Below are 18,357 nucleotides of genomic sequence, written 5' to 3' on the forward strand. Positions count from 1 at the left end.
CTGCTACGGGGTTTGTGGTGTTCACAACATCTGCGTACACCCCCGATCCCGTAGCAGCACGGCTTGCCGGCGTCGGCGTGCGCAACGCTTGCGCCTGTGTACCTGCGACCTGTAGGAGCGCGCTTGCCCGCGACCGCGATCGTTCTGGCGATAAAGCATTGCCGGTCAGACAGCGGTCGCGGGCAAGCGCGCTCCTGCAAGCGTGTGAAACGGCGGAGTATGTTTAGAAAGTTAATGCGCTTTACTCGCAAAAAGCAGTCATTATCATTCGTGATCTTCCTGCGTCATGTCGTTCCCTCGGAGATCATCGATGTCGTTGCGCCCCCTGCCCTCACTTGCCCCTTTCGTGCTGCTGTCCGGCTGCCTGCTGGCGGGCGCCGTCCACGCCGCTGCTGAACCGGAGCCATCCACCGCCATCCAGTTGCCTGACCAGAACGTGGTTGCCACCGCCGAAGAAGAGATCAAGCAGGCACCGGGGGTGTCGGTCATCACTGCCGAGGACATCAAGAAACGCCCGCCGGCCAATGACCTGTCGCAGATCATCCGCACCATGCCGGGCGTGAACCTGACCGGCAACTCCAGCAGCGGCCAGCGCGGCAACAACCGCCAGATCGACATCCGCGGCATGGGCCCGGAAAACACCCTGATCCTGGTGGACGGCAAACCGGTCGGCAGCCGCAATTCGGTGCGCTACGGCTGGCGTGGCGAGCGCGACAGCCGCGGCGACACCAACTGGGTGCCGGCCGATCAGGTCGAGCGCATCGAAGTCATCCGCGGCCCGGCTGCGGCGCGTTATGGCAACGGTGCCGCAGGCGGCGTGATCAACATCATCACCAAGAAGGCCGGGACCCAGACCCACGGCAGCGCCACGGTCTATACCTCGTTCCCGACACACAAGGACGAAGGCGCCACCAAGCGCATGAACTTCGGCCTGAGCGGCCCGCTGACCGACACCCTCAGCTACCGGGTGTACGGCAACGTCGCCAAGACCGATGCCGACGACGCCGACATCAACGAAGGCCACGAGTCCCTGCGCACCGGCAACCAGATCGGCACCCTGCCCGCTGGCCGCGAAGGCGTACGCAACAAGGACGTCAACGGCCTGCTCAGCTGGCACCTGACGCCCGAGCAGACCCTGGAATTCGAAGCCGGCTTCAGCCGCCAGGGCAACATCTACACCGGCGACACCCAGAACACCAACAGCAACGCCACGGTGAAGAACCTGCTGGGCCACGAAACCAACCGCACCTACCGCGAAACCTACTCGGTGACCCATCGCGGCGACTGGGATTTCGGCAGCACCCTGGCCTACCTGCAATACGAGAAGACCCGCAACCGGCGGATCAACGAAGGCCTGGCGGGCGGCACCGAAGGCATCTTCAGCAACAGCGATTTCTACACCGCCACCCTCCACGACCTGACTGCCCATGGCGAGGTCAACCTGCCGCTGCACGCAGGCGTGGACCAGACCCTGACCCTGGGCAGCGAATGGGTCGAGCAGAAACTCGACGACCCGAGCGCCAACACCCAGACCACCAGCGAAGGCGGCGCCGTCAGCGGCCTGGCCAGTACCGGCCGTGACACCACCTCCGAAGCGCACATCTTCTCGCTGTTCGCCGAAGACAACATCGAGCTGTTCGAAGGCACCATGCTCACCCCGGGCCTGCGCTTCGATCACCACGACATCGTCGGCGATAACTGGAGCCCGTCGCTGAACCTGTCGCACCAATTGACCGACACCCTCACCCTCAAGGCCGGTATCGCCCGCGCCTACAAAGCGCCGAACCTGTATCAGCTCAACCCCAACTACCTGCTCTACAGCCGCGGCCAGGGTTGCTACGGCCAGACCACCAGTTGCTACCTGCAAGGCAACGACAGCCTCAAGGCCGAAACCAGCGTCAACAAGGAACTGGGCATCGAGTACAAGGCCAATGGCTGGGTCGCGGGCCTGACGTACTTCCGCAACGACTACAAGAACAAGATCGAGTCGGGCCTGTCCCCGGTCGGCAGCGCCACCGGCGGCACCGGCACCTATGCCAACGCGGCGGTGTATCAGTGGGAGAACGTGCCCAAGGCCCTGGTCGAGGGACTTGAGGGCAACCTGACGATTCCGTTGGCCGAGGCGCTGACGTGGAACAACAATTTCACCTACATGCTGCAATCGAAAAACAAGGAAACCGGCGATGTGCTGTCGGTGACGCCCAAGTACACCCTCAACTCGATGCTCGACTGGCAGGCCACCAACGACCTGTCGTTCCAGGCCAGCGTTGCGTGGTACGGCAAACAGAAGCCGAAGAAATACGACTATCACGGCGCGCGGGTCACCGGCAGTTCCAACAACCAGCTGTCGCCGTACGCCATCGCAGGTGTCAGCGGCACCTACGCCATCACCAAAAACCTGAGCCTGACCACCGGCGTCGACAACCTGTTCGACAAGCGCCTGTTCCGTGAGGGCAACGCCCAGGGCGTGGCCAACATCGAAGGTGCGGGCGCGGCGACCTACAACGAGCCTGGCCGCACGCTGTACACCAGCCTGACTGCATCGTTCTGAACCTGACGAGACCGCCTGATGAACCTTTTGCCAAGACCTCTGGCGCTCGTCCTGCTGCTGACTGTGCCCGGGTTAACCACCCTGGCGCGGCCCGCACCGGACCAGCCGATGGACACGCAGATCCTGGAGCGCCAGGACCTGCCCTACAGCTTCACCTCGTTCGATCTGGATTCAGTCGATGGCGAGCGCCATTACCGGATCTGGGTCGGCAAGCCGCACAGGGCGGCACCTGTCCAGGGTTATCCCTCGTTGTGGATGCTCGATGGCAACGCGGCGTTGGGTGCGTTCGACGAGGCTGCGCTGAAGAAGCTGGCGCAGGGACAGGCGCCTGTGCTGATCGCCATCGGCTACCAGACGCCGCTGCGCATCGAGCGTAATGCCCGCACAATGGACTACACCCCGCAGCGTCCGGGTGCCGCAACCCAGACCGATCCGTTGACCCAGGTGCCCAGCGGCGGCGCCGACCGGTTTCTCGACCTGCTGCGCGACCGGATCCGGCCGCAGGTGGCCGGGCAGTTCAAGCTCGACGAGCATGAGCAGACGCTGTGGGGCCATTCCTATGGCGGGCTGCTGGTGCTGCACACGCTGTTCACCCGCCCGCTGCTGTTCAACCACTATGCGGCGGCGAGCCCGTCGTTGTGGTGGGACGAGAAGCTGATCGAGGAGGAAAGCGGACAACTGCGCACGCCCCACGCCAGCCTGCTGCTGATGCGCGGCAGCGCCGAGCCCGCCACCCCGCAAGCGACGCCGGCGGCCGGTGCGGATCGGCTGGCCAGGCAACTGGTTGAAAGGCTCAAGGGGATTGCAGGGTTGAAGCTTGAGTACCACAGCTTCGATGGCATGAGCCACGGCCAGACCTTGCCGGCTTCGCTTGAGTATGTGATGGAGCGGTATTATCCGTAGCGGCAGGGCTTGCTCACGGTGACGCCCATTAAATCGCCCCCGCGGGCAAGCCCGGCTGCTACGGGATCTGTGGTGCTCACAGGACTTGCGTACCCCCCGATTCCGTAGCAGCACGGCTTGCCGGCGGGGGCGTCATTGAGATCGCCGACGCCGGCGAGCCGGACTGCTACCCGGTTTGTGGCTGTCACAAGATATGCGTACCCCCCGATCCCGTAGCAGCACGGCTTGCCGGCGGGGGCGCCCTTGAGATCGCCGACGCCGGCAAGCCGGACTGCTACGGGGTTTGGGGTGTTCACGGGGTTGGTGTGCACCCGCAGGTCCGTAGCAGCACGGCTTGCCGGCGGGGGCCTCCTCGAGATCGCCGACGCCGGCAAGCCGGACTGCTACGGGGTTTGGGGTGTTCACGGGGTTGGTGTGCACCCGCAGGTCCGTAGCAGTCCGGCTTGCCGGCGTCAGCGCGCTTGAGTTCGCTACCGGCCTTCCTGGGTGGCCGCCCATTCGCGCACGGCTTCGGCAAACAATCGCAAGGCCGTTGGCGGATGGCGGTTGGCCGGGTAATACAGGCAATGGGCGGGGTAGGTCGGGCCCCACTCCGGCAACACCTGCACCAGACGCCCGGCCTCAAGGTGCCCACTCACCTGGTCCAGCGGCACCCAGCCAATCCCGACCCCGGCCAGCGCCGCTTCGATCATCAGATTGAGGTTGTCCAGGGTGATCGGCCCGTCGACATCCAGGCTCGTACTCTGCTCCTGGTATTGCATGTCCCAGCGAAACAGCGCACCACTGGCAAAACGAAAACGGATGCAACGGTGCTGCCTCAGATCCTGCGGCGTCACCGGCGCTGGATGACGCGCCAGATAATCGGGCGACGCCACCGCACCAAACACCATCTGCGCACCGAAACGCACGGCGATCATGTCCTTGGGTACATCATCGAGAATACGGATCCCGGCATCGAACCCCTCCCCCACGATGTCCAGCAGCTTGCCGTCGGCGATGAACTCCAGGTGGATGTGCGGATACTTCGCCAGAAAACCCGGCACCACGTGCCGCACCAGCGGACGAAACGCCGATTCCGAAGCGCTGATACGAATCGAACCTGACGGCGTATTGCGCGCCGAAGTGACCTCGTTGACCACATTGGTCAGGTCAACGAGCAACGGGCGCACGCCCTGAAGCAACTGCGCACCCGCCTCGGTCAACTTCACCGAGCGCGTGGTGCGGTTGAACAGGCGCATCTCCAGACGCGCCTCAAGGTTGCGCATCGAATGGCTCAGCGCCGAAGGCGAAACCCCCAGTATCCGGGCCGCACCACTGAAACTCTGGTGCTCGGCAATCGCGATGAAGGCAGTCAGCTCGGGCAAGTCGGCACGAATCATTTATGAATTTTCCTCATGTACTCATGCAGCCTATGGCAGATTGTTGAGGATGGTACAGGAATATAAGGTGTGTTGAATGCCAATCGAGGAGACAACAGATGCAACAGCGCACACTGGGCAACAACGGCCTTAGGGTTTCGGCCATCGGTCTGGGCTGCATGGGCGTGAGCTTCGCCTACGGCCCGGCGATGGAAAAATCGGCCGCCATTGAGTTGATTCATGCTGCCTTCGACCAGGGCGTGACCTTTTTCGACAGCGCCGAAGCCTATGGCCCCTTCACCAATGAAGAGCTGCTGGGCGAGGCGTTGGCGCCTTTTCGCGATCAGGTCGTTATCGCCACCAAATTCGGCTTCAAGAACGGCGAAGTCCCCCAAGGACTGGACAGCCGCCCCGAGAACATTCGTGCCGTGGCCGAAGCCTCGCTCAAACGCCTGAAGACCGACCGCATCGACCTGTTCTATCAGCATCGCGTCGACCCGAACGTTCCCATCGAAGAGGTCGCCGGGACCATCAAGGATCTGATCGCCGAAGGCAAGGTCAAGCATTTCGGCCTGTCCGAGGCCGGCGTCGACTCGATCCGCCGTGCCCACGCTGTGCAGCCAGTGGCGGCGCTACAGAGCGAATACTCGCTGTGGTGGCGTGAGCCGGAGAAGGAAATCCTGCCGTTGCTCGAAGAACTGGGGATCGGCTTCGTGCCGTTCAGTCCGCTGGGCAAGGGCTTTCTGACCGGCGCCATCGACGCCAGCACCACCTTCGCCCAGGACGACTTCCGCAACGTCGCGCCGCGCTTCACCGAGGAAAACCGCAAGGCCAACGCCCGACTGGTTGAGGTGCTCGGGGTGCTGGCGGACGACAAAGTCGCCACCCGCGCGCAAATCGCGATTGCCTGGTTGCTCGCGCAAAAACCCTGGATCGCCCCCATCCCCGGCACCACCAAACTCCATCGCCTGGAAGAAAACAACAGCGCGGCGGCCATCGAGCTGACAGTCTCGGACCTGCACGCCATCGACTCGGCCCTGCGCCAGATCCAGATCGTCGGCGAGCGCTATCCCGCGCACCTGCAAAAGAATGTGAACCGCTGATTCTGTCCCTTACCGCCCCTCGCCGCTTATGTGGCGGGCGGGCCCTTGCACAGGTGCACACCCATGAAACTCATCACCACCACCCTGGCCAGCGTGTTGTTTTCCGCGCTGGCGAGTGCTGAAGAAGGCAAACCGCGTCCCGACCCCAAGCCCTCGCCGGACGTGTTGCAGGTCACGCCTCAACTGTATGCATACACCACCGACCTGTTGTTCGGAGAGGTGTGGAAACGCCCGGGCCTTGTGCCCCGCGACCGCAGCCTGATTACCCTGGCCGCCTTGGTCGCCAGCGGCCAGACGGCGCAAATGACCGGGCACATCAAGCTTGCGCTGGACAATGGCGTGAAGCCGAGCGAGATCACCGGCCTAATCACCCACCTGGCGTTCTACAGTGGCTGGCCCAACGCGATGTCGGCAGTGGGCGTCGCTAAACAGGTGTTTGCCGAACGAGGGCTGGACCCCGCGCAAATCACCCCGCCGCCCAGCGAGCCCCTGCAACTGGACCCCGACAGCGAGGCCAAACGCCGAGCTTCGGTTCAGGGCTCGGTCGGCGCGACGGCGCCGGAGTTGGCGCGCTATACCAATGACGTGCTGTTCGGTGATCTGTGGCGCCGCACTGACCTCACGCCCAGGGACCGCAGCCTGATCACCGTGGCAGCGCTTATCACTCAGAACCAGTCCGCCCAACTGACCTTCCACCTCAACCGTGCGATGGACAACGGCCTGACCCGCGAGCAGGCGGCGGAAGTGGTCACTCATCTGGCGTTTTACGTGGGCTGGCCGAAGGCGATGTCTGCCGTACCGGTGCTCAAGGACGTATTAGCCGCACGCTGATCCCGACCTGCCAGTTACAGCGCCCGGCGTTCGACGCCGCTGGACACCCGAATGATATCGGCCATCACCGCGATGCCGATTTCAGCGGGTGTCTTGCTGCCAAGGTTCAGCCCGATGGGCGCGTGGATTCTGGCCAGTGCGGTCTCATTCAACCCACCAATGCGCACCAGCCGCTCGCGGCGGGTGTCGCTGGTGCGCTGGGAGCCCATGGCGCCGATGTAGAACGCCTGGGTGCGAACCGCTTCGAGCAGGGTCAGGTCGTCCAGACGCGGGTCGTGGGTCAGCGCCACCACCGCCGTTGCGCCGTGGCAGCCCCCTTCCGAGATGAAAACCGCAGGCAGCACTGGCACCAGCTCCACTCCGGGCATGGAAAAGCCTGCGGTCACCTCGGTGCGCGGGTCGCACAGGATGACCTCGTACCCCAGCGCCAGCGCGTAGTTGGCACAATACTCGGCCACCGGTGAGAGCCCCGCCAGCAACAGGCGAAACGCTGCGCCAATGCGCACCGAAATACAGCCGTCGTCCACCGCGACACGGGGCTCGTTCATGGCGCCGGGGCGGTGGGTCCTTTCGCAACTGTCGAGAAAAACCCGGCGGGTGACGAGTTCACCGCCGGTCAACGCCTCCTCGACACAGGCCAGATGGGCGCGGTTGGCCTCATCCGGCGTGATGAATTCCACCAGCACATCGAGGACGCCGCCACACGGCAGTTTCAAGGTCGGGGCCAGCCCACCCTCGCCGTAACGAACCACCTGATTGCCCGGCGGGAACTGGCCGTTGGCAACGCGCTCGAGAAAGTCATCCTCCACGCACCCGCCGGACAGCGAGCCGCGATGCTCCCCGGTGGGCAGCGCCACCAGCATCGCCCCCGGCCCGCGAGGTGCCGAGCCGAAGGTCGACACCACCGTGCACAACCATATCGACTCCCCGGCAGCGAGCCACTGGCGGGCCTTTTGTATCACTTGTAGATCGAGCTGTTTCATCAAGCGCCTACCTGCTGCAATGACCAATGCCTTGGTGAAACGGGCGGAAATGAGCTGGGCCAGTAATGCCCTCAGCCTGTTCATTGATTCCGACAGGCTTTCACTGCAAAAGTGAGCACTGATGTGTCGTGAACTGGACCAATGGCCCGTCGCCAGCCAAAAAACAGGCATGGGCGTCAGACGGCGACGTTAACGGCGGGCAACCAAGATGACTATACACAGGGAATGGCACAGGCTTTTGAGCCGGATTCATCAATCAGCGAAGGCAGGTCAGAACTGACCTGTGGGGAAGGAAAATCAGGGGGTGACGGCGCAACAGTAAGAAACACTGTCCGCCGCCTTGATACATCCTGCAATTATTGTTCGAGCGCGTCCCTGCGCCAGGGGATCAGCGCAGCACCACTCGCTCGAAACGCCCTGCCAGAACGGCATAGGCAAATACCCCGAGCAACCCGTGGGCCGCCACGAACCACAGGGCGGTGTTGAACGAGCCGGTGGTGGCGACGATGTAGCCGATCACCAGCGGCGTGATGATCCCGGCGATGTTGCCGATGCCGTTGAACACGCCGCCGCTCAGCCCCACCATGTTTTTCGGCGCCGTGTCGGACAGCACTGCCCAGCCCACCGCTGCCAGGCCCTTGCCGAAGAACGCGATGGCCATCAGGGCGATGACGATCCAGTTGGCGTCGGTGAAGTTGGCCAGCACCAGCACGGTGGACATCAGCATGCCGATCAGGAACGGGGTCTTGCGGGCAATGGAGGGGTGTATGCCGCGACGGATCAGCAGGTCAGACAACATCCCGCCCAGTACACCGCCGGAGAAGCCGCAGATCGCCGGCAACGCAGCCACCCAGCCGGCCTCCATGATAGTCATGCCACGGCCCTTGATGAGGTAGATCGGGAACCAGGTGATGAAGAAATACGTCAGCGCCGTGATGCAGTACTGCCCCATGTAGATCGCCCACAGGGTACGGCTGGTGAACAGCTGACGGACCTCGCCCCAGTTGGTTTTACTCTTCTGTTTTGTGCGATTGAGCTCCAGATCCACCAGGGCGCCGCCTTCGCGCATGTAGTCCAGTTCCTTGGGGCTCAGGCGCTTGTCACTGTGGGGCTCGCGATACAGGGCGAACCAGAACACGCTCAGCACCAGGCCCAACGCGCCCATCCAGAGGAACACGTGCTCCCAGCCAAGGGCGTGGGTCAGCCAGGCCATCAACGGGGTGAACAGCACGACCGCCATGTACTGCGCCGAGTTGAACAGTGCCGAGGCCGTGCCGCGCTCACTGGTGGGGAACCAGCAGGAGACGATGCGGTTGTTGGCCGGAAACGCCGGGGACTCCACCAGCCCCAGCATGAAGCGCATGGCGAACAGGCTCATCGCCGCGGATGCGCCCATCAGGCCGAACCAGCCCACGGTGCCCTGGGCCATGGTGAACACCGACCACAGCACCAGGCTTGCGCCATACACACGCCGCGCGCCGAAGCGGTCGAGCAGCCAGCCGCCGGGGATCTGCCCCAGGGCGTAGGCCCAGGCGAAGGCGGAGAAGATCATGCCCAGCATCATCGGGTCCAGGCCCAGGTCCTTGACCACGCCAGTGCCGGCGATGGACATGGTCGCCCGGTCGGCGTAGTTGATCACGGTGACGATGAAGATCATCGAGAGAATCAGAAAACGGTGGCGGCCGACCTTCGCTTGCGCGTCGGCATAGTCCGCTGGAAGGGCTTTGCTGAGCATGGTGTGTCTCCCTCCCGCTCCCTGTAGGGCGGGCATATTGTTTTTGTTGTCGTACAACCTCGTGACGATGATAGGAGCAGGGATCGATTCAGGTCTAACATAGAGACTGTATGGATTGATGCGGATATTGAATCGTGGAATTACATCAACTGCGCTGCTTCGTCGCAGTGGCCGAGGAGCTGCATTTCGGCCGCGCCGCGATCCGTATGCACATGACTCAGCCGCCCCTGAGCCGACAGGTGCAGTTGCTGGAACGGGGGTTGGGGATTCAACTCTTCGAGCGTAATAACCGCTCGGTCAGGCTGACGATCGCGGGGGCGGGATTCCTGCGTGATGCGCGGCATATCCTGGCGTTTTCCGATCAGGCGGCCGACGGTGCGCGACGCCTGGCACGGGGTGAGGCCGGCAGCCTGACGCTGGGGTTCACAGCGGTCAGCGCCTACCAGATGATTCCCCAGTTGCTGGCCCGTGCGCAGGAACAGCTGCCGGGTTTGCAATTCACCCTGAGGGAGATGGTGTCCAGCGCGCAACTGGAAGCCCTGGCCGCGCACCGGATCGACGTCGCCTTCGTGAGGCAGATCAACGACGCCGACGGGCTCGGTGGGCAGTTGATCAGCCGCGAACCCTTGCTGGTGGTGCTGCCGCACAATCACCCGCTGGCAAGGGAGACGGCCATTGCCGTGAACGCCCTGGATCAGCAGGCATTCGTGATGTATGCCCCCGACGAAGGCCGCTATTTCTACGATTGCATCGCCGGCCTGTTCGCCCTGAGCGGGGTGAAGCCGCGCTACGTCTACCACCTGGGGCAGACCCATACGGTGGTCAGCATGGTCAAGGCCGGACTGGGCCTGGCCATCGTCCCCGCCTCTGCCGCGCAGCTGCACAGCGAGGGTCTGGTGTTCAAGCCGCTGCTCGATGCGCAACTGCATGCCGAGCTGTACATGGTCTCGCGGCACGACAACGACAATCCGGCGTTGCCGGCTTTCAGGCGGCTGGTGGAAGGCCTGAACTGACACAGATCCTGGCCGCAGACCGTAGGAGCGCGCTTGCCCGCGATCTGCCGGGGACCGGCAGCAAAACCAGACGGCGCAGTTCCTCCAGATACTACGCATCCACCAACGTTGCTGCCGCTTCGCGCCAGATCGCGGGCAAGCGCGCTCCTACAGACTTCGGCCAGGTGCCGATCGAGATCGTCCAGGAACAATGACCTACGACGATAGTCGCAATCGCCAAAATGAATTAACTAGTCGGTACATAAATATGTTTTCATATCGCCCGCTTTTGAGCGCGCCTGCGCATACCCCTTCTTTTGCCGCCCTCGCCCCTGGGGGTGGTCTTATGTAATTTCAGGTTTCTTGATGAGCACTCCTTCGCATTTCTTCGCAGATTCCGGCTCGCGCCGTGGGTTTTCTACGGCGCTGGTCGTCGGTTCCATGTTGGCAATGGCGGCGTCTGCGCCGGTTATCGCCGATGACTGGATGGACCGCTCGACCATGACCGGCGATTGGAATGGCAACCGTACGCGCCTGGCGGAACAAGGGGTCAAGCTCACCGGAGACTACAGCGGCGAGACCGTCTATAACGCCCACGGCGGCAAGCAGCGCGGCACCCGTTACTCGCAGAACGTCAAGCTGGGTGCGCAGTTCGACCTGGGCAAGCTGCTGGACCTGGAAAGCGGCGGCAAGGTGCAGTTGACCATCAACGACCGACGCGGCAACGACGGCTCGGGCGATCTGGTGGGCAACCGCCTGCCGGTGCAGGAAAACTACGGCGGGCTGTACACGCGCCTGACCGAACTGAGCTATGAGAACACCCTGTTCACGCCGGCCTTGAACGTCAAGCTGGGCTACATGGCCATGGGCAACGACCTGGGCGGGCTGTCCAGCGGCATCCTGTGCAACTTCATGAACGCCGGTTTCTGCGGCCACCCGCTGGCGATGTCCGGCGGCAGCGGCTGGAGCAACTACCCCAACGCGCACCTGGGCGGCATGGCCAAGTACCGCTTCACGCCGAATTTCGCCGTGCAGGTCGCCGCCTTCAAGGTCGATGCCGCAAGCAACGGCAATTCCAGCCGCGCCTGGCACGTCACCCCCAAGGACAGCACCGGCAACATCCTGCCCATCGAAGCGATCTACAACGTGCTCGGCGACATGCCCGGCGAGTACCGCGTCGGTTACTACTACGACACCTCTGACGCGCCGCGTATCGGCACCAACAAGGAAGTCGCCGGCCGCGAAGGCTCGTATTTCCTGATGGACCAGGCCGTGTGGAATTCCGATGAGGTGAGCGGTCGCAACGTGCATGTGTTCGGTCAGTTCTCCAATGCCAGCGCAGCCGCCGCGCCGTTTCGTCGCTGGTACTCGACCGGTCTGGCGTTGAAAAAGCCGTTCGTGTCGCGCCCCAATGACACCGTCGCCATCGGCTATGGTCGCGCAGTCTTCAACTCCCGCAGCCGCGACGTGCAGGAAAATGCCGCGCTGGCCAACGGTCAGGACTTCCCCGACCTGGCCAGTGGCGAAGGCCTGGTGGAGATGACCTACGGCGCACAAGTGACGCCGTGGCTGACCTTGCGCCCGTCGGTGCAGTACATCATCGAGCCCGGCGCGTTCTATGGCGAGAACATCGACAACACCTTGATCGTCGGTTTGCAGGTCAAGGCCACGTTGTAACGCCTGCCCCGTAGCAGCCTTGGCCGGGCGGCGTTCCGCTTGCCGGCGACGGCGGTCTGAAGATCGCTCCCGCGGGCAAGCCCGGCTGCTACGGGGGCGTGGTTGCCTGCGGGATTCGAGGTCGACCTCAGACCCGTAGCAGCACGGCTTGCCGGCGGGGACGGCCGCAAGATCGCCCTCGCTGGCAAGCGGAACGCCGCCCGGCCGTACTGCTACGGGTTCGTCGGGGCCGGAAGACCGCCCAGCAACGCGGCCACGTAATCGACGAACACCCGCGCCTTGGCGCTGCTCATGCGTCCTGCGGGAAAGACCGCCCACAGGTCGATGGGAGGCAGCGTCCAGTCGTCGAGCACGGTGACCACTTCACCGCTCGCCAGCTCCGGGGCGAACATCCATTCCGAGGCCATTACCAGTCCCAGATTGGCGCGCACCGCCGCTCGCACCCCTTCCGCCGCCGTCACCCGCAAGCGCCCTATGGGCGATGCATTGCACACCTCATCCCCTCGGCGCATCTGCCAGTTGTTGCCACCACTGCCCCGGCTGTAGACCACCGACTGATGGTGTTCCAGATCCCGCGGATGACTCGGCGTGCCGTAGCATTCAAGGTAAGCGGGTGTGGCAATGATCCGACGCTTGCCCCGGGCGATGCGCCTGGCCGTCATCGAAGAATCGTCCAGGTCACCCATGCGCAGGGAAACGTCGATGCCCTCTTCCACCAGATCGACGCTGCGATCATCCAGCACCACGTCGATTTCCAATTGTGGATGCTGAGCCAGCAACGGCCCCAGATACGGCACCACGTGCATGCTGGCGAAGGTCACGGCGGCGCTGACCCGCAGGCGCCCGGTAAACCCCGAACCTGCCCCGCGCACGGCGGCATCGGCTTCGTCGGCCTGATCGATGGCCCTGCGGGCAGCGTCGTAGTAGGTCTGCCCGGCTTCAGTCGGCGTCAGGCCCCGGGTGGTGCGCAGCAACAGGCGCGTGCCCAGGTTTTCCTCGAGCGCCGCGATGGACTTCGACACCGCCGGCTGCCCGACGCCCAGGCGTTTCGCAGCGGCGGAAAACGAGCCGGTTTCCACAGCGCAGATAAAGGTTTGCATCGCGGCCAGGCGATCCATCGACACTCCTCGGCAAGACTCAAGACAGATCAATACGCAAGAGGCCGCCACAACAGTGACGGCCCGGTTGCATTGCAGGTTTCAGCCACGCAGCGCGGGCAGCAAATCAGTGGGTTCCGGGCGCTGAGTGTAATCCGGATTGACTTCGGCGTATGCGATCACGCCATCCTGGCCAATCACGAAACGGCCCGGCATCGGCAGCACCCAGGCGTCGTCATCGTTGAACACCGGCAGATCATTGCCAAACCCCTTGTACAGGTCGATCAGGTAATCCGGCAGTTTGAAACGCAGGCCGAAGGCTTCGGCGACGCGGCTTTTGACGTCACTGAGAATCGGGAAGCTCAGGTGATTCTGGCGCACGGACTTGCGGCTGTTGACGCGGGTCTGCGGAGAGATCGCCACCAGATTCGCGCCCAGCTCGCGGTACTGCGGCAGTGCCTCTTCCAGCGCTTGCAGCTCCATGTTGCAGTACGGGCACCACACACCCCGATAAAAGCTGATGACCAACGGCCCCTTGGCCAGCAGTTCGGCGGAAGATACCGGGTTGCCGTCCGGGTCGTTCAGGGTGAAGACCGGCGCCTTGTCACCGACTTTAAGGGTGCGCAGGGCTTGGCCCGAGGCGATCAGTTCGTCGGTTGCACGCTTCATGATCGCGTGCACCGGCGCGGGGGCGTTGTAAGGCGGTTTGCCGGCGACGAAATCGGCTTTGAAGGCATCGAGTCTTACTTGCAGGGTCATGGCGGTATTCCTTGTAGAGGGTGAGGGTTTCGACGTCGTCATCCTCTCAATCCGCCTGCCCGCCCAGAAGACGGGGCCGGGTGATAACAGCCATTCCTGAGGGGACTGGCTGGAAGGTGCTTGTCTGCAAGAGCTTTCATGGATGGAATCTTGTCAATGCAAGGCGTGAATCGAGCAGAATGGTGGTAAGGCAACTGAGGCAGGATGCAGTTGGTCACAGTGTTTTTTGCCCACATCATTGCAAAAAGCTGCCATCACACTGCAACCTCCGCAGATTCTGTCGCTCAGACTATTTCGATACTGACAAAATCGCGCATCATGGCCGCAGCCAGTTCAAGGGAGATCCACATGCGCTTCACCTCATTCACTACAGGTCTTGCAGCCTTGTCATCGCTGCTGATGTTGACCGGGACCGCGCTGGCCAGCGAAGAAACGCAACTGATCCAGTCCATCAATACTTTCCGCAGCCAGGCCCAGCCTTGCGCCAACGTGGTGTCGCAGGAACTCCCTCCCCTGACCGCCGACCCGCGCCTGAACCTGCCGGCCACTGGCAGCGTCGATCTGCAACAAGTGCTGGCCCGGGCCTCGTATCCGATGGTGACGGTGCAGGCGATTTCACTGTCCGGCCCCCGGGATGCGCAGTCGGCCATGAAGGCGGTGCAGGAAAGCTTCTGCCAGGTGGTGCTCGATCCGCAATTCGTCGATGTGGGTGTCAGCCGTGTCGACCGTGACTGGCGCATCGTACTGGCGCGGCCGCTGCTGGCAGGCGGGCTGGGCAACTCCCAGGCTGAAGGGCAGAAACTGCTCGGGCTGATCAACGCCGCCCGCAGCGTGCCCCATCAATGTGGCGGGCAGCCTTACGGCCCTGCTTCGCCCTTGACCTGGAACGACAGCCTGGCCAGCGCGGCCGAGGGCCACACCCGCTCGATGGCCAACAACAACTACTTCGACCACAAGGGCCGCAACGGCGGAACGCCGGGGGACCGGGCTGAACTGGCGGGCTACATCGGCCAGCAGATCGGCGAAAACATCGCCGCAGGCCAGGACAGCGCCCGCAAAGTGGTCGAAGGCTGGCTGGCAAGCCCCGGCCATTGCGCCAACCTCATGAACCCGGCGTACCGCGAACTGGGCGCGTCCTATGCGACCGATCCCAAGAGCGATGCGGGGATTTACTGGACGGCGATGTTTGGGGTGCAGCAGTAACGGGTTCACCCTCTAGACCGCTCCCGCGGGCAAGCCCGGCTGCTACGGGGATTGGGGCGTTCCCAGGATTTGTGTCTGACCCCGGACTGCTACGGAGAATTGGGATCGAAGCGCTCCCCTCACTTCGCCTTGCCGTCCCTGGGCTTGTAGAACAGGAACTTCCCGGTTTCGGCGGTCTTGATGTACTCGCTGGCCCAGTCTGGCTTGACGTTGCGGTCGTGGAAGTACATCGCGCCTTTGGTGCGGTCGGTCAGTTGCTGGTTGAGGGCCTTGCGGGCGATTTCCTTGGAGGCGGCGTAGCGATCATCTTCCTTGACCTGATCGGAGCGCCCGTCGCACCACCAGGAAAACTGACAGGCCTTTTTCTCAACACCCTGCTTGACCACTGCGCAGATGGTGTCTGGATACCCTTCATGGCCAAGGCGATTGAGCACCACGCTGGCCACCCCTTCCATGTCCGCATCGCTGCCACCCTTGGCTTCCCAATAGATGGTGCGCGACAGGCACACCAGCGCGTCATCGACGGGCTGCACGCCAGCGGGGTCCACGGCCTGGGCTTCGGATTTGGTAATGGTTTCGCTCTTGGGCACTGGTGATGTGGGGCCGTCCTTTTCCGCAGCTTTTTCTTCCAGTACCTGAGCCTTGCTGACCACGGCCTCAGGTTGCGGGGTGGCGTCGGCGGCCAGCACGGAGCTTGCCAACAGCGTCAGCAACAGGCCGGTAAACAGAGAAGTGAGGCGCATCGTCGAACCTTCTTTGCGAGGCCGATCATTCCTGCACCCGTGTCACGCCTGCGGTGCCATTTCAAGGCTCGCCAGGCAGCAACGCACGGAACATCGCAAGCTGTCTTCGACAAGTTATGGGTTGTTATGAATGGAACGCCGAACAGCAAGCGCAACTGTAAAACAAGTCGCTGGGAGCAGCATAGTGGCCCTTTGGCTTTATGCAATGGGCGCGTGACATCGGGATCACTGAGGCTTGCCAAACACGGGTGTGGTTGAGGATATTGGCGGCTACCTTCACAGCCCGTGCAGTGCCTGCCGATGCCGTTCAAACCGTGGATTCTGCCAGCGCTGATGCTCTGCACAAACCTTGCGTGTGCAGCCTCCCCGCCCTCGCTGCAAGCGGCCTTGCAACAGGCCGCGCCGGATGCCGACCCCAAGGTGATCGAGCTTGCAGTGCAGTCGGCACAATGCCGCGCCGGGCAAACCCCGCTTGAGCCGACACGCCTGGCGGTCATCGATTACTCGTTGCCCTCCACGACGCCGCGCCTGTGGGTATTCGACCTGCCCAAGCGCAGCCTGCTGTTTCGCGAGCTGGTGGCCCACGGGCGCAACAGCGGCGAAAACCTGGCCACGCATTTCTCCAACGAGTCGCAAAGTCTTGCGTCTAGCATCGGCCTGTACAGCACGCGCGAACCCTACACCGGGCGCAACGGCTATTCCCTGCGCATGGACGGCCTGGAGCCGGGCTTCAATGACCGGGCGTTCGAACGGGATGTGGTGATTCACGGGGCCGATTACGTCAGCGATGCCTTCGCCCGCGAGAATGGCCGGCTCGGCAGAAGCCACGGCTGCCCCGCTGTGGGAAGCGCCGTGGCCAGGCCCTTGATCGATACCCTGAAAGACGGGCAACTGCTGTTCATCTACTACCCCGACGCGCAGTGGCTCAAGTCATCGACCTTCATCCACTGCGCGCCAACGCATCAGCCCTGAGAAACGCTCCCCAGCGCAGGCCGAAGCCCCGTTGACGACGATGGTGCTTTCTCGACAGGCTGCGGCTGCGCGACAGGCTCAGGCTCGCCGTTGAGGGCACGGTGCATCTTCGCGGTGTCCAGCGCCCCGACCCACTTGGCGATGGCCATGGTGCCGACGCCGTTGCCAATGGTGTTGGTGATCGCACGCGCCTCGGACATGAAGCGGTCCACGCCCAGCAGCAAGACCATCCCGGCCACCGGAATCGTGCCCAGCGATGCCAGGGTTGCAGCCAGGATGATGAAGCCCGAACCGGTCACCCCCGCCGAGCCCTTGGAGGTGAACATCAATACCGCCAGCACGATCAACTGGTCGGTCAGGGTCAGCGGCGTGTTGGTGGCCTGGGCAATGAAGATCGCCGCGATGGTGTAGTAGATCGCCTGGCCGTCGGGGTTGAAGGTCAGACCCGAGGGAATGATCATCCCGGCCACCGGCTTGGACACCCCGGCCTTTTCCATCTTGGAAATCATCTGCGGCAGCACCGACTCCGAAGAACTGGTGCCGAGCACGGTGAACAGTTCTTCCTTGATGAAACGCAGGAATTTCCACAGGCTGAAACCGCTGTAGCGGCAGATCGGTCCGAGCACGAAGATCACGAACAGCGCGCAGGTCAGGTAGACACACGCCATCAGCTTGCCCAGGGAGAACAGCGAGCCGAAGCCGTACTTGCCGATGGTGAACGCAATCGCCCCGAACGCGCCGATCGGTGCCAGGCGCATGACCATGTTGACGATGCGAAACATGCCCTGCATCAGGCTGTCCAGCGCATCGACGAACACCTTGCCGCGCGGCCCGACCTGCGCCAGCGCCACGCCCAGCAGGATCGAGAACAGCAGGATCTGCAGCACGTTGCCCTTGGCGAACGCATCGACGATGGTGTCGGGGATGATGTTCATGACGAAGTCCATGAACGAGTCATGCTTGACCGCTGCGGTGTAGGTGGCAAGGCTCGAGGTGTCCAGCGTCGCGACGTCGATGTTCATCCCGGCGCCGGGCTTGAACACGTCGACCACGATCAGTCCGACCACCAGCGCAAGGGTCGAGACCACCTCGAAATACAGCAGCGCGCGAAAACCCACGCGCCCCAGTTCTTTCATGCTTTCCATGCGCGCGATGCCCGACACCACGGTGAGGAAAATCACCGGGGCCAGCAGCATCTTGATGAGTTTGATGAAGGCATCGCCCAGGGGTTTGAGCGAGGCAGCGGTGTCGGGAACCAGCACGCCGACGATGGCGCCGAGGATCACCGCGATGAGCACTTGGACATAGAGCTTGGACAGGATTCTTTTCATGACAGGGCCCTGATTTTTTATTGTTGTCAGGAATAGCTGAGGTCAGGCCGAAGCCCAGTCTCTGTAGGAGCGCGCTTGCTCTGGGCGGCATTCCGACGATGACATAGTGTCAGCCAACT

15 protein-coding genes are annotated in these 18,357 nt (G+C 63.1%); 8 read left to right on the forward strand and 7 right to left on the reverse strand.

Features of this window, described 5'->3' with window-relative positions; all coding sequences use genetic code 11:
• Nucleotides 1-310 precede the first annotated feature (310 nt).
• Together NPS29_RS17175 and NPS29_RS17180 are read left to right on the forward strand one after the other, a co-directional pair.
• Complete coding sequence (locus NPS29_RS17175; RefSeq protein WP_274133934.1) at nt 311-2,551, forward strand: TonB-dependent siderophore receptor; 2,241 nt, start codon at nt 311-313, stop codon at nt 2,549-2,551.
• Nucleotides 2,552-2,569: 18 nt separating this feature from the next.
• Entirely contained in the window at nt 2,570-3,454 is an 885-nt protein-coding gene (locus tag NPS29_RS17180; RefSeq protein WP_274133935.1) for an alpha/beta hydrolase, read from the forward strand.
• Between the two features lie 470 nt (nt 3,455-3,924).
• On the opposite strand, the gene NPS29_RS17185 is transcribed toward NPS29_RS17180, so the two are convergent.
• Nucleotides 3,925-4,833, reverse strand: coding sequence for a LysR family transcriptional regulator (locus NPS29_RS17185; protein ID WP_274133936.1), 909 nt, complete (start codon nt 4,831-4,833; stop codon nt 3,925-3,927).
• A 98-nt stretch (nt 4,834-4,931) separates the two neighbouring features.
• Between NPS29_RS17185 and NPS29_RS17190 the strand changes: the two genes are divergently transcribed.
• Both NPS29_RS17190 and NPS29_RS17195 read left to right on the forward strand, forming a co-directional pair.
• Complete coding sequence (locus NPS29_RS17190) at nt 4,932-5,915, forward strand: aldo/keto reductase (protein WP_274133937.1); 984 nt, start codon at nt 4,932-4,934, stop codon at nt 5,913-5,915.
• 63 nt (nt 5,916-5,978) lie between these two features.
• Nucleotides 5,979-6,746 carry a carboxymuconolactone decarboxylase family protein gene (locus tag NPS29_RS17195; RefSeq protein ID WP_274133938.1) on the forward strand — a complete coding sequence of 256 codons (768 nt, stop codon included), beginning with the start codon at nt 5,979-5,981 and terminating at the stop codon, nt 6,744-6,746.
• Nucleotides 6,747-6,760: 14 nt separating this feature from the next.
• Here the strand turns inward: NPS29_RS17195 and NPS29_RS17200 are convergent, their stop codons facing one another.
• Nucleotides 6,761-7,729: an XdhC family protein gene (locus tag NPS29_RS17200; RefSeq protein ID WP_274133939.1), complete on the reverse strand. Its 969-nt coding sequence runs from the start codon at nt 7,727-7,729 to the stop codon at nt 6,761-6,763.
• A 388-nt stretch (nt 7,730-8,117) separates the two neighbouring features.
• Entirely contained in the window at nt 8,118-9,464 is a 1,347-nt protein-coding gene (locus tag NPS29_RS17205) for an MFS transporter (RefSeq protein WP_274133940.1), read from the reverse strand.
• A gap of 134 nt (nt 9,465-9,598) precedes the next feature.
• Here NPS29_RS17205 and NPS29_RS17210 point away from each other — a divergent pair, with 134 nt between their 5' ends.
• Together NPS29_RS17210 and NPS29_RS17215 are read left to right on the forward strand one after the other, a co-directional pair.
• Complete coding sequence (locus NPS29_RS17210) at nt 9,599-10,477, forward strand: LysR family transcriptional regulator (protein WP_274133941.1); 879 nt, start codon at nt 9,599-9,601, stop codon at nt 10,475-10,477.
• A 420-nt stretch (nt 10,478-10,897) separates the two neighbouring features.
• Nucleotides 10,898-12,133 (forward strand): carbohydrate porin, encoded by a 1,236-nt coding sequence (locus NPS29_RS17215; RefSeq protein ID WP_425312527.1) that lies wholly within the window; start codon nt 10,898-10,900, stop codon nt 12,131-12,133.
• Nucleotides 12,134-12,345: 212 nt separating this feature from the next.
• Here NPS29_RS17215 and NPS29_RS17220 read toward each other — a convergent pair whose 3' ends face one another.
• Both NPS29_RS17220 and NPS29_RS17225 read right to left on the reverse strand, forming a co-directional pair.
• On the reverse strand, nt 12,346-13,251 hold the full coding sequence (locus NPS29_RS17220) for a LysR family transcriptional regulator (protein ID WP_274133943.1): 906 nt from the start codon (nt 13,249-13,251) through the stop codon (nt 12,346-12,348).
• An 81-nt stretch (nt 13,252-13,332) separates the two neighbouring features.
• A complete protein-coding gene (locus NPS29_RS17225) occupies nt 13,333-13,989 on the reverse strand; it encodes a peroxiredoxin-like family protein (RefSeq protein ID WP_274133944.1) in 657 nt (218 codons plus the stop codon).
• A 348-nt stretch (nt 13,990-14,337) separates the two neighbouring features.
• Here NPS29_RS17225 and NPS29_RS17230 point away from each other — a divergent pair, with 348 nt between their 5' ends.
• The gene (locus NPS29_RS17230; protein ID WP_274133945.1) at nt 14,338-15,192 is read left to right on the forward strand and encodes a CAP domain-containing protein; all 855 of its coding nucleotides are present in this window, start codon (nt 14,338-14,340) and stop codon (nt 15,190-15,192) included.
• Between the two features lie 119 nt (nt 15,193-15,311).
• On the opposite strand, the gene NPS29_RS17235 is transcribed toward NPS29_RS17230, so the two are convergent.
• Nucleotides 15,312-15,935 carry a cell wall hydrolase gene (locus NPS29_RS17235; protein WP_274133946.1) on the reverse strand — a complete coding sequence of 208 codons (624 nt, stop codon included), beginning with the start codon at nt 15,933-15,935 and terminating at the stop codon, nt 15,312-15,314.
• Nucleotides 15,936-16,235: 300 nt separating this feature from the next.
• On the opposite strand from NPS29_RS17235, the gene NPS29_RS17240 reads away from it, so the two are divergent.
• Nucleotides 16,236-16,907 (forward strand): murein L,D-transpeptidase catalytic domain family protein, encoded by a 672-nt coding sequence (locus NPS29_RS17240; RefSeq protein WP_425312524.1) that lies wholly within the window; start codon nt 16,236-16,238, stop codon nt 16,905-16,907.
• Here the strand turns inward: NPS29_RS17240 and NPS29_RS17245 are convergent.
• Nucleotides 16,898-18,238, reverse strand: coding sequence for a dicarboxylate/amino acid:cation symporter (locus tag NPS29_RS17245; protein WP_274133947.1), 1,341 nt, complete (start codon nt 18,236-18,238; stop codon nt 16,898-16,900). The genes NPS29_RS17240 and NPS29_RS17245 overlap by 10 nt on opposite strands.
• Between the last annotated feature and the right edge of the window lie 119 nt (nt 18,239-18,357).

Origin of the sequence: Pseudomonas putida (assembly GCF_028682175.1) — a bacterium.
GTDB classification, from domain to species: Bacteria; Pseudomonadota; Gammaproteobacteria; order Pseudomonadales; family Pseudomonadaceae; genus Aquipseudomonas; species Aquipseudomonas putida_AD.

Excerpts from the sequence above, each read along its gene's own strand:
- NPS29_RS17175 (WP_274133934.1), top strand. The coding sequence starts at position 311 with ATGTCGTTGCGCCCCCTGCCCTCACTTGCCCCTTTCGTGCTGCTGTCC.
- NPS29_RS17180 (WP_274133935.1), top strand. The coding sequence starts at position 2,570 with ATGAACCTTTTGCCAAGACCTCTGGCGCTCGTCCTGCTGCTGACTGTG.
- NPS29_RS17185 (WP_274133936.1), bottom strand. The coding sequence starts at position 4,833 with ATGATTCGTGCCGACTTGCCCGAGCTGACTGCCTTCATCGCGATTGCC.
- NPS29_RS17190 (WP_274133937.1), top strand. The coding sequence starts at position 4,932 with ATGCAACAGCGCACACTGGGCAACAACGGCCTTAGGGTTTCGGCCATC.
- NPS29_RS17195 (WP_274133938.1), top strand. The coding sequence starts at position 5,979 with ATGAAACTCATCACCACCACCCTGGCCAGCGTGTTGTTTTCCGCGCTG.
- NPS29_RS17200 (WP_274133939.1), bottom strand. The coding sequence starts at position 7,729 with ATGAAACAGCTCGATCTACAAGTGATACAAAAGGCCCGCCAGTGGCTC.
- NPS29_RS17205 (WP_274133940.1), bottom strand. The coding sequence starts at position 9,464 with ATGCTCAGCAAAGCCCTTCCAGCGGACTATGCCGACGCGCAAGCGAAG.
- NPS29_RS17215 (WP_425312527.1), top strand. The coding sequence starts at position 10,898 with ATGTTGGCAATGGCGGCGTCTGCGCCGGTTATCGCCGATGACTGGATG.
- NPS29_RS17220 (WP_274133943.1), bottom strand. The coding sequence starts at position 13,251 with ATGGATCGCCTGGCCGCGATGCAAACCTTTATCTGCGCTGTGGAAACC.
- NPS29_RS17225 (WP_274133944.1), bottom strand. The coding sequence starts at position 13,989 with ATGACCCTGCAAGTAAGACTCGATGCCTTCAAAGCCGATTTCGTCGCC.
- NPS29_RS17230 (WP_274133945.1), top strand. The coding sequence starts at position 14,338 with ATGCGCTTCACCTCATTCACTACAGGTCTTGCAGCCTTGTCATCGCTG.
- NPS29_RS17235 (WP_274133946.1), bottom strand. The coding sequence starts at position 15,935 with ATGCGCCTCACTTCTCTGTTTACCGGCCTGTTGCTGACGCTGTTGGCA.
- NPS29_RS17240 (WP_425312524.1), top strand. The coding sequence starts at position 16,236 with ATGCCGTTCAAACCGTGGATTCTGCCAGCGCTGATGCTCTGCACAAAC.
- NPS29_RS17245 (WP_274133947.1), bottom strand. The coding sequence starts at position 18,238 with ATGAAAAGAATCCTGTCCAAGCTCTATGTCCAAGTGCTCATCGCGGTG.